This window comes from Cellulomonas sp. Marseille-Q8402 (genome assembly GCF_965119525.1).
Genome location: NZ_CBCPLX010000001.1, coordinates 1458042 through 1467370, shown reverse-complemented (window position 1 = coordinate 1467370; position 9329 = coordinate 1458042). Strand labels below are relative to the sequence as shown.

General features: G+C 76.9%; 10 protein-coding genes. 5 read left to right on the top strand and 5 right to left on the bottom strand.

The features are described from left to right. Window positions 1-148: 148 nt before the first annotated feature. Complete coding sequence (locus ACWPWW_RS06680; RefSeq protein WP_454049555.1) at window positions 149-1084, bottom strand: phosphotransferase; 936 nt, start codon at window positions 1082-1084, stop codon at window positions 149-151. A gap of 117 nt (window positions 1085-1201) precedes the next feature. Here ACWPWW_RS06680 and nudC point away from each other — a divergent pair, with 117 nt between their 5' ends. Further along, complete coding sequence (nudC, locus tag ACWPWW_RS06675; protein WP_454049554.1) at window positions 1202-2338, top strand: NAD(+) diphosphatase; 1137 nt, start codon at window positions 1202-1204, stop codon at window positions 2336-2338. Between the two features lie 36 nt (window positions 2339-2374). On the opposite strand, the gene ACWPWW_RS06670 is transcribed toward nudC, so the two are convergent. Further along, window positions 2375-2641: a mycoredoxin gene (locus tag ACWPWW_RS06670; RefSeq protein WP_454049553.1), complete on the bottom strand. Its 267-nt coding sequence runs from the start codon at window positions 2639-2641 to the stop codon at window positions 2375-2377. A gap of 182 nt (window positions 2642-2823) precedes the next feature. Between ACWPWW_RS06670 and ACWPWW_RS06665 the strand changes: the two genes are divergently transcribed. The 3 genes from ACWPWW_RS06665 (at window position 2824) to ACWPWW_RS06655 (ending at window position 5707) form a co-directional block, all read left to right on the top strand. Further along, window positions 2824-4878 carry an ATP-dependent helicase gene (locus ACWPWW_RS06665; RefSeq protein ID WP_454049552.1) on the top strand — a complete coding sequence of 685 codons (2055 nt, stop codon included), beginning with the start codon at window positions 2824-2826 and terminating at the stop codon, window positions 4876-4878. 79 nt (window positions 4879-4957) lie between these two features. Beyond that, on the top strand, window positions 4958-5215 hold the full coding sequence (locus tag ACWPWW_RS06660; protein ID WP_454049551.1) for a hypothetical protein: 258 nt from the start codon (window positions 4958-4960) through the stop codon (window positions 5213-5215). A gap of 138 nt (window positions 5216-5353) precedes the next feature. Then, window positions 5354-5707, top strand: a complete 354-nt coding sequence (locus tag ACWPWW_RS06655) for a WhiB family transcriptional regulator (protein ID WP_454049550.1) — start codon at window positions 5354-5356, stop codon at window positions 5705-5707. Between the two features lie 49 nt (window positions 5708-5756). On the opposite strand, the gene ACWPWW_RS06650 is transcribed toward ACWPWW_RS06655, so the two are convergent. Continuing rightward, on the bottom strand, window positions 5757-6779 hold the full coding sequence (locus ACWPWW_RS06650; protein ID WP_454049549.1) for a ThiF family adenylyltransferase: 1023 nt from the start codon (window positions 6777-6779) through the stop codon (window positions 5757-5759). Window positions 6780-6861: 82 nt separating this feature from the next. Further along, window positions 6862-7020 (bottom strand): DUF5679 domain-containing protein, encoded by a 159-nt coding sequence (locus ACWPWW_RS06645; protein WP_454049548.1) that lies wholly within the window; start codon window positions 7018-7020, stop codon window positions 6862-6864. A gap of 255 nt (window positions 7021-7275) precedes the next feature. Here ACWPWW_RS06645 and ACWPWW_RS06640 point away from each other — a divergent pair, with 255 nt between their 5' ends. Beyond that, window positions 7276-7878, top strand: a complete 603-nt coding sequence (locus ACWPWW_RS06640) for a YgjP-like metallopeptidase domain-containing protein (RefSeq protein WP_454050409.1) — start codon at window positions 7276-7278, stop codon at window positions 7876-7878. A gap of 7 nt (window positions 7879-7885) precedes the next feature. Here the strand turns inward: ACWPWW_RS06640 and ACWPWW_RS06635 are convergent, their stop codons facing one another. Continuing rightward, window positions 7886-9304, bottom strand: a complete 1419-nt coding sequence (locus ACWPWW_RS06635) for a zinc-dependent metalloprotease (protein ID WP_454049547.1) — start codon at window positions 9302-9304, stop codon at window positions 7886-7888. Window positions 9305-9329 lie beyond the last annotated feature (25 nt).

Genomic DNA, 9329 nt, shown 5'->3' with positions numbered 1-9329 from the left:
GGCGTCGTCACGGCGGCCCGAGGTCGTCATGTCGCCCGAGGTCGTCAGTCCTGCGGGACGACCTCGGTCGCAGGTGACGACCTCGGTCGCAGGTGACGACCGGGCGTCGCCGTGCGGCGGCGCGAGGGCGCGAGCGCGGCGGCCGGCGTCAGAGCGGGGCGGCGCCCGGCTCGGCGACGTCGCGGGTCTGCTCGTCGAGCTCATCGAGCATCTGCACCGCGTCGGCGACGACCTCGTCGTCCTTCGACCGCACGCCGTAGAGCAGCCAGCGGGCCAGGGCGAGCTCGCCGGCGAGCAGCGCCCGCTCGGCCAGGTGCGGGTCCGTCAGCTCGGTGCGGCGCAGCTGGTAGGCCTCGAGGATCGAGTCGACCGCCTCCTGCGGGGCGGCGACCAGCAGCCAGGCGAGGTCGTCGGCGGGGTCGGCGACCTTCGCCTCGCCCCAGGACAGCAGGCCGGTGACGGCGCCGTCGGCGACGAGCACGTGGTCCGCGGACAGGTCGCCGTGCAGGACGACCGGGCTGAACTTCCACAGCGCGACGTCCTCGAGGCGCTCCTCCCAGCGGCGGAGCAGGGTGGCGGGCACCCGGCCGGTGCGGGCGGCCTCGTCGACCTCGGCGAGGCGGCGCGCGCGGTAGGCGGGCGCGTCGTAGACGGGCAGGCCGGCGTCCTCGACGACGGCGACGGGCAGCTCGTGCAGGGCGGCGATGGACCGGCCCAGGGACGCGGCGACCCCCGGCCCGGGTGCGAGGCGCTCCAGGTCGACGGGCCGCCCGGGGAGCTCGCGGTGCACGATCACGCGGCCGCCCTCCTCGAGCGGCGCGGCCCCGGCGACCCGCGGGACGTCGAACGGCAGGCGCCCCGCGTCCACCTGGTCCGCGAGGGCGCCCAGCAGGACCAGCTCGGCCTCCAGCGCGGCGCCCGCGGCGGCGGTCCGGGGTGCGCGCACCACCCAGTGGTGGCGCTGCGCGTCGGTCACCAGGGCGACGTCGTCGTCACCCGCGGCCGCGGCGGCGCGCACCTCGCGGGCGTCGAAGCCGGGGACGGCGACGGTCGCGAGAGCGGCGAGGGCGAGGGGTGAACGCACCGCCCCAGGGTAGGACCCGCGGGCCCGGCGGCGCGTCCGCGCGCGCCGTCGGGCGTGTCACCGCCCGTCGTCCGGTCGCCGACTGCGACCCGGCCGCACGACGCGTACGGTGGCGACGTGTTCGCCTCCGACCTCCCTCTGTCGCGGACGGTCACGGACCGGGCCGCGGACCTGCGCGCGGACGAGGACCTGCTCGCCGCGCTGCTCGACGACGACTCCACCCGCGTGCTGCTGGTCTCCGGCGGGCGGGTGGTCACCCGCGCACGGGGCCGCCGCCGCACGCTGGCGCTGTACTCCCCGCAGGAGGCGGCGCTGCGGGCGCCGTCCGGCTCCCTCGAGGAGCGCTGGGCGTTCCTCGGCTACGACGACGCCGACCGGGTTCCGGGGGTGGCGCCCGGCGAGCAGCGCCCCGACGGTCCGGCGTACGTCGCGCACCACGTGCCGGAGGGCGCGACCGCCGCCCTGGCTGCGGGTGACGAGTGGACCCCGCTGCGCGAGGTCGGCGGCGACCTCTCGGCCCGGGACGCCGGCCTGGCGACCGCCGCGGTGGCGCTCTACGAGTGGCACGTCCGGAACCCGCGCTGCCCGCGCTGCGGCGCGGAGACCACGCCCGTGTCCAGCGGCTGGGTGCGTCGCTGCCCGGTGGACGGGACCGACCACTACCCGAGGACCGACGCCGCCGTGATCATGGCCGTCGTCGACGACGACGACCGGCTGCTGCTCGCCAGCTCCGCCGCCTGGCCCGCCCACCGGTTCTCGACGCTGGCGGGCTTCGTCGAGCCGGGGGAGTCGGTCGAGCACGCGATCCGGCGCGAGGTGCGCGAGGAGTCGGCGGTCGTGGTCGGCGAGGTGGAGTACCGGGGCAGCCAGCCGTGGCCGTTCCCCGCGTCGCTCATGCTGGGGTTCCGCGCCCGCGCCCTGTCCACCGACATCACCGTCGACGGGGTCGAGCTCCGCTCCGCCCGCTGGTTCGACCGGGACACGCTGCGTGCCGAGGTCGCGAGCGGCGCGGTCGCGCTGCCCTCCGGCACCTCGATCGCGCGGGCGCTGATCGAGGACTGGTTCGGCGGACCGTTGCCCACCGGCCCGCTGGGCGACGGCTGGAGCCGTGGCACGGCCGCGCCGGACGGCGACGGCCGGACCGGCACCGGCGAGCAGGCGGGACCCGTGGCGGCCGCAGCACCGGCGACGCGGCGTCAGGGCCGCCGGGCCGCCCCGCCCTCCGAGGAGGCGGGACCGCCCGGCGTGCGCTGACCGCCCGCTGACCGCAGCTGACCACCCGGTCCGGGGTCAGGCGCCGAGGCGCTCGCGGACCTGGACCAGCGAGGGGTTGGTGGCGGCGGAGCCGTCCGGGAACAGCACGGTCGGCACGGTCTGGTTGCCGCCGTTGACCTGCTCGACGAACGCGGCGGCGTCCGGCGTCTGCTCGATGTCCACCTCGGCGTAGGCGATGCCGGCGGAGTCGAGCTGCGTCTTCAGCCGGCGGCAGTAGCCGCACCAGGTGGTCGAGTACATGGTCACGGTGCCCGCGGCGGGCAGGTCCTGCGTGGTGGTCATCGTCTGCCTTCGGGTCTCGGGAGGTGGTCCACCGGGTGAACGTCCCGGCGCCGCCAGATCATCCCGGACGTGTCCGGGAGCACGCGCTGCCGTCTCGCGCGCGCAGCCCCGGACCGCGGCCGGGCGGCGGTCTGGGGACGACGGTGCCGGGCTGTCGGCGGGAGGTGCGAGGATCGTCGGCGATGTCTCCCGACGACCTGCTCGACGCCCTCGACCCCGACCAGCGGGACGTCGCCCGCACCCTCACCGGGCCGGTCTGCGTGCTGGCCGGTGCGGGCACGGGCAAGACCCGCGCGATCACGCACCGCATCGCGTACGGCGTCCGGACGGGCGTCTACGCGCCCACCAGCGTGCTCGCGGTGACGTTCACCGCCCGCGCGGCGGGGGAGATGCGCACCCGGCTGCGCGACCTCGGCGTGCCCGGCGTGCAGGCCCGCACGTTCCACTCGGCGGCGCTGCGCCAGCTCCGGTACTTCTGGCCGCGCGTGGTCGGCGGCCCCGTGCCGACGCTGCTGGCGCAGAAGGCGCCGGTCGTCGCCGACGCGTGCCACCGGCTCGGGCTGTCGGTCGACCGCGTCGCGGTGCGCGACCTGGCGTCGGAGATCGAGTGGGCCAAGGTCTCGCGGATCACGTCGGAGGACTACGTGCGCTCCGCCGCCGCGGCGGACCGGCCGGCACCCGCCGGGCACGACCACCAGGTGGTGGCACGGCTCATCACGGCGTACGAGGACGCCAAGGACGCGCGCGGCGTCATGGACATGGAGGACATCCTCTGGCTGCTGGCGGGGATGCTGGTGGAGAACGGCGCCGTCGCCGACGAGGTGCGCTCGCAGTACCGGCGGTTCGTGGTGGACGAGTACCAGGACATCTCCCCGCTGCAGAAGTTCCTGCTGGACCAGTGGCTCGGCGGCCGGGACGAGCTGTGCGTGGTCGGGGACCCGAGCCAGACCATCTACTCGTTCGCGGGGGCGACGCCGCACTACCTCACCCGGTTCACCGCCGAGCACCCGAAGGCCGAGGTGGTGCGGCTGGTCCGCGACTACCGGTCGACGCCGCAGGTGGTCGGCCTGGCCAACGAGGTGCTGCGCCGCGCCCCGAAGGACCGCGCGGCCCGCTGGGAGCCGCTCGAGCTCATCGCGCAGCGGCCGTCCGGCGGCCCCGTGCGGTTCGCGGTGTACGACGACGACGAGGCGGAGGCCGCGGGCGTCGCGACGCGGATCGGCCGGCTGATCGCCGCGGGCACCCGCCCCAGCGAGATCGCCGTGCTGTACCGGACCAACGCCCAGTCGGAGGCCTTCGAGCAGGCGCTGGCGAACGTCGGCATCGGCTACGTCCTGCGCGGGGGCGAGCGGTTCTTCGCCCGCAAGGAGGTCCGGGACGCGATCGTGCGGCTGCGCGGTGCGGCCGTGGCGGCGGACGCCGACGTCCCGATGACGGAGACGGTGCGGGACGCGCTGCGCTCGGCGGGGTGGTCCGACGAGCCGCCGGCGGCCCGTGGTGCCGCGCGCGAGCGCTGGGACACGCTGCACGCGCTGGTCGCGCTGGCGGACGACCTGGCCGCGGCGGCCGAGCGCGCCGGCGGGCGTGCCACCGTGTCGGACCTGGTGGCGGACCTCGACGAGCGCGCCGCCGCCCAGCACGCGCCGACGGTCGAGGGCGTGACGCTCGCCTCGCTGCACGCCGCGAAGGGCCTGGAGTGGGACGCCGTGTACCTCTGCGGGCTGAGCGAGGGCCTGGTGCCCTGGGCGTCCGCGGACACCGCGGCCGACCTGGCCGAGGAGCGCCGGCTGCTCTACGTGGGCATCACCCGTGCCCGCCAGCACCTCGAGCTCTCCTACGGGCGGTCCCGCACGCCCGGCGGCCGGGCGACCCGGCGGCGCTCGCGGTTCCTCGACGGGCTGTGGCCGCAGGAGGGGCGTGCGCGCTTCGGTGACGGCCGCCCGCGCGCCGTCCCCCGCCTCACGGGCGAGGTCGACGCGGAGCTCCTCGGGGCGCTGCACGCGTGGCGTGCCGATCTGGCGAAGCAGACGGCCAAGCCGACCTACACCGTGCTGGGCGACGCCACGCTGTCCGCCATCGCGGAGCTGCGCCCCGGCAGCGTGCCGGAGCTGGCGCGGGTGCAGGGGATCGGGCCTGCCAAGATCGACCGGTACGGGCCCGACCTGCTGGCGATCGTGGCCGGGCGCCGACCCGCCGCGGCGGCCGACGGGAGCGCCCCCGGGAGCGCCGCGGGATGACCGTCGGAAACTCGTCGAAGATTCGTCGGTAATTCGGTTGTGCGGCCCCGCCGGGCCCCTCTACGGTGAACGAGTCCTGATGGGAGGCCGCGCTGCGTCAGCAGCCCGGCCCGAGCACGCGAAGGAGGTGGGTGCTGTGAAGAAGTACATGACGAACGAGCTGGGCGCCATCGCGCTGCCGTTCATCGCACCCACCGTCGGCGCGTTCCAGGGGACCTCTGTGTCCGCTCACCGGAGCACCGGGATCACCTCGGGCTTCGGCGGCGCCGGTCTCCGGCTGCGTGCACGCGATCGCGCGATCGCCCCCGACTCCGTCCCAGGAGGTCCGGTCATCTGAGTCGATGACCGAGCCCGACCAGGCCGCGGAGTCCACCGGATTCCGCGGCTTCTCTCATCCCCCGGCCTGATGCCTGGGCTGGGCGAGCAGCGGATCCACCGCCACCTCGCTCAACCCGCAAGTCATCAGGAGGACATCGTGCGGCTCACGACGCTGCTCGACACGATCAACCAGGGTGGATCAGGTCCCTGGCCCCCTGCCGAGGCCGCCACCGTCGCCGACGTGCAGTTCGACGCGCTCGTCGCCGGCCTCATCCCGTGCCGGTCGAACGACCCCGAGCTGTGGTTCGCCGAGCGCACCGCCGAGGTCGAGCAGGCCAAGGCGCTCTGCCGCTCCTGCCCGCTGCTCGAGGGCTGCCTCGCCGGCGCCCTCGAGCGGGAGGAGCCGTGGGGCGTGTGGGGCGGGGAGGTGTTCGTCGGCGGCCAGGTCGTCGCCGTCAAGCGCGGCCGCGGCCGGCCCCGCAAGGACGCCGCTGCTGCTGCGACGGCCTGACCGGCGGACCGGCGGACCGGCACGGCCCGACACGGCCCGGTTCGTCACGTCACCCGGTCAGGGCGGCGCACCCGCACTCCGGGTGCGCCGCCCACCGGCGCAGGCGCGGCTCCACCTCGGGCACGGCCACCTCGTACTGCGCGCCGCGCGTCCGCGGGGTCCCGCCGTCGAGGTGTGCCAGCACCTCCGCCGCGGCCAGCCCGCCGGCCACGGCCGCCAGCGCGGCGGGCGGTCCCGTGAGCGCCGTCGGCGTGCGGCCGCCGGGCGGCTGCCGGGCCACCAGCTGGGCGAGCACGGTGGGCCACGCCGGGTCGGCCTCGGCCCGGTGCAGGTCCAGGCAGCGCAGGCAGGGGAGCGGGTCGTGCCCCGGCGCGGCAGGGGCGACGAACGGCCCGACCAGCGCGTCGGCCTCCCGGGTCACCACCGCCAGGTGCGGCACGCCCGAGCCGAGGGCCGTCTGCGCCGCCGCCGGGTGGACGGCGTCGCGCGCGACGGTGACCGCGACGTCGGGCACGACGCCACGGCTGTCCGTGCGGACCCGCAGCGACGGGACGAGCCGCTGCAGCGCCGCGCCCGCCGCGGTCGTCCGGGCGGCGCCGACGTCCGCGGCGGTCAGCGGACCCCCGACGTCGCCGGGACGGACGGGTGCGGGGTCGTCCAGCACGAGGGTGCCGACCCCCGCGGCCGCGAGCGTGCCCGCCACGGTCGTGCCGACCCGGTCGAGCCCCGTGACCGCCACGGTCGCGCGTGCCCGGCGGCGCAGCACGTCGGTGCCGTCGTCGTCCTGGCCCGTGCCGACGAGCCCGTAGGCGAGCGCTTCGGGGACCAGCGCCTCCCGGCGCCGGGGCGGGCGGGCGCGCGGCGTCCGGGTCAGCCCGGTGGCGGCGAGGCCCGCGAGGACCGCGGGCGGCAGCCCGTCCAGCGCGCGGTCACCGGCGCGGAGCAGGCGCTCGACCTGCTCCGGCGCGAGGCCGCGGACCCGGACCGCCCACCGGGGGTCGGTGCCGACCTGCACCTCGTCCGGCGCCCGTCGCAGCACGCGGAGACCGGGCTTGAGCTGCACGGCTGCCACCCCCGTCCCCTCGACGACCTCCGACGGGTCCACGGTGGCACGCCGGACGGGGGCGGGACCCGTCGTCCACAGGACGGGTCGGTCAGGCCTTGCCGAGGATGCGGTTGAGCTTCGTGCTGCAGACGGGGCACACGGCCTTCGCCATCCGGCGCCCCGACTCGGAGACGACGACGTCACCCTCGGCCTGGCGCTTCTCCTTGCACTTCACGCAGTAGAACTCGCCGGCGTAGGTCTCGGCCATGTGTGTCTCCTCAGCTCGGTACGGGACGGCGCCGGACCCGGCGCCCGGGCCAGTATCCACGTGATGTGCCTGCTCGGGGAGAGGTTCGGTCCCCACGTCGCGGTGGAGTTCGCCGTGATCACGGCCCGGAGCCGCTACCGTGCTGGCGTGCAGCCGTCGAGGGAGCACCCCCGCGCACCGGTCGACCCGGCGGCCACGAGCGTGCCCGCAGCACCGCCGGCGGCGTCGGGCGACGGCTGGACCGTCGACCCCGCGCTGGGCCCGGTCGAGGTGCGCCGCTCGCGACGGCGGTCCCGCACGGTGACCGCGTACCGCGAGGGCGGCCGCACGATCGTGGCGATCCCGGCCCGGTTCACCCGCGCGCAGGAGCGCGAGTGGGTGCGCCGGATGCTCGACCGCCTGGCGAACCAGGAGCAGCGCCGCCGGCCGTCGGACGACCAGCTGGTCCGCCGGGCCACCGAGCTGTCCGCCCGCTACCTCGGCGGTCGCGCCGTCCCGTCGAGCGTGCGCTGGTCCGGCAACCAGGGCCGGCGCTGGGGCTCGTGCAGCGTCGGGGACGGCAGCATCCGCATCTCGGACCGGCTGCGGGGCATGCCGTCGTGGGTCACCGACTACGTCCTGCTGCACGAGCTCACGCACCTGCTGCACGCCGGGCACGGCCCGGACTTCTGGGCGGAGCTGGAGGCCTACCCGCGCACGGAGCGGGCCCGGGGCTTCCTCGAGGGCTTCTCGTTCGCCGAGCGCGCCCCCGCCGACCCGTCGGACCGGGTGGACCCCGTGGACGGGGCAGGGGCGGGGACCGACGCCGACGACCTCGACGGCACGGGCGCCGACGACGGGGCGCCCGCCGCCGGCTGACCCCCCGTCAGCGGCCCTCGTCCTCCGGGCGGCCGGACGGCTCCGGGCCGTCGTCCCCGAGGATCTCCGCCAGGGCCTTGTCGAGGTCGGCGTGCTCGCCCTCGGCGGCGGCGCGGCGCGTGGCGTAGCCGGCGGGGTCGTCCAGGTCCTCGGCGGTCGGCAGCAGGTCCGGGTGGTCCCACACGGCGTCACGCGCCTCGGGGCCCTGCTCGCGCGCGATGCGGGCCCAGAGCGCGGCGGCGTCCCGGGAGCGGCGCGGGCGCAGCTCCAGACCGACCAGCGTGGCGAACGTCTGCTCGGCGGGCCCGCCGGCGGCCCGGCGGCGGCGGATCATCTCCCGCAGCGCCATGGCGTGCGGCAGGTGGGGGAGCGCGGCGGTCGCGGCGACCTCGTCCACCCAGCCCTCGACCAGCGCGAGCGCCGTCTCGAGCCGGGCCAGCACGGCCCGCTGCTCGGGGGTCGTCTGCGGCGCGAACACCCCGGACGACAGCGCGCCCTGCAGGGCGCTCGGGTCGGTCGGGTCGATCGCGCGGACCGACTCCTCCAGGCTCTCGACGTCGATGGTGATGCCGCGGGCGTAGGCGTCGACGGCGGCGAGCAGGTGGCCGCGGAGCCAGGTGACGTGGGTGAACAGGCGGGCGTGCGCCGCCTCGCGCAGCGCGAGGAAGAGCCGCACCTCCTCCAGCGGGACGTCGAGGCCCTCGGCGAACGCGGCCACGTTGCCCGGCACCAGCGCGGTGGCCGGGTCGGCGACCAGGGGCAGGCCGACGTCGGTCAGGCCGAACACCTCGCGGGACAGCGACCCGGCCGCCTGGCCGACCTGCATGCCGAACACGAGCGCGCCCAGCTGGCGCATCATCCCGGCCGGGTCGAGGCCCGGCGCACCCAGGCCCGGCGGCAGTCCCATGCCCTCGGGGAGCTGCTCGGCGAGGGTCGCGGCCAGCGCGCTCGACATCGACGTCGCCACCGGCTCGGTCAGCGTGCGCCAGGTGGGCAGGGTCTGCTCCACCCACTCGGAGCGGGACAGCGCGCGCACGTGCCCGCCGGCGGGCGGTAGGTCGGTGGCGGCGTCCAGCCAGAGCTCGGCCACGCCCAGCGCCTCCGTCGCCTGCCGGACCTCGGCGGGGCTGAGCGTCGGGTCGCCGCCCGCGACGGCGACTTGCCGCGCCATGTCGTGGGCGACGTCCCAGTTGACCGGCCCGTCGCCGCCGGACGACAGCATCCGCTGCACCTGGGCGATCACCTGGTTCATCAGCGCGGGGTCGTCCGGGAGGCCGGAGGCCTTCGCCATCTCGGCGGGGTCGAGGCCCTGCTCGCGCATCTGCCGCAGCGCCTCGTCCGCGTCGTCGCCGAACATCTGGCGCAGCATCTGCTCCCAGGCGGAGCCGCCCGTGGGCTCGGGCTGGCGCGGGTCGTCAGTGCTCATCGGTGCTCCCGGGGGCTCGTCGTGG

Coding starts and splice junctions, on each gene's coding strand:
- ACWPWW_RS06670 (WP_454049553.1), bottom strand. CDS start 2,641: ATGACCACCACGCAGGACCTGCCCGCCGCGGGCACCGTGACCATGTAC.
- ACWPWW_RS06665 (WP_454049552.1), top strand. CDS start 2,824: ATGTCTCCCGACGACCTGCTCGACGCCCTCGACCCCGACCAGCGGGAC.
- ACWPWW_RS06660 (WP_454049551.1), top strand. CDS start 4,958: ATGGGAGGCCGCGCTGCGTCAGCAGCCCGGCCCGAGCACGCGAAGGAG.
- ACWPWW_RS06645 (WP_454049548.1), bottom strand. CDS start 7,020: ATGGCCGAGACCTACGCCGGCGAGTTCTACTGCGTGAAGTGCAAGGAG.
- ACWPWW_RS06635 (WP_454049547.1), bottom strand. CDS start 9,304: ATGAGCACTGACGACCCGCGCCAGCCCGAGCCCACGGGCGGCTCCGCC.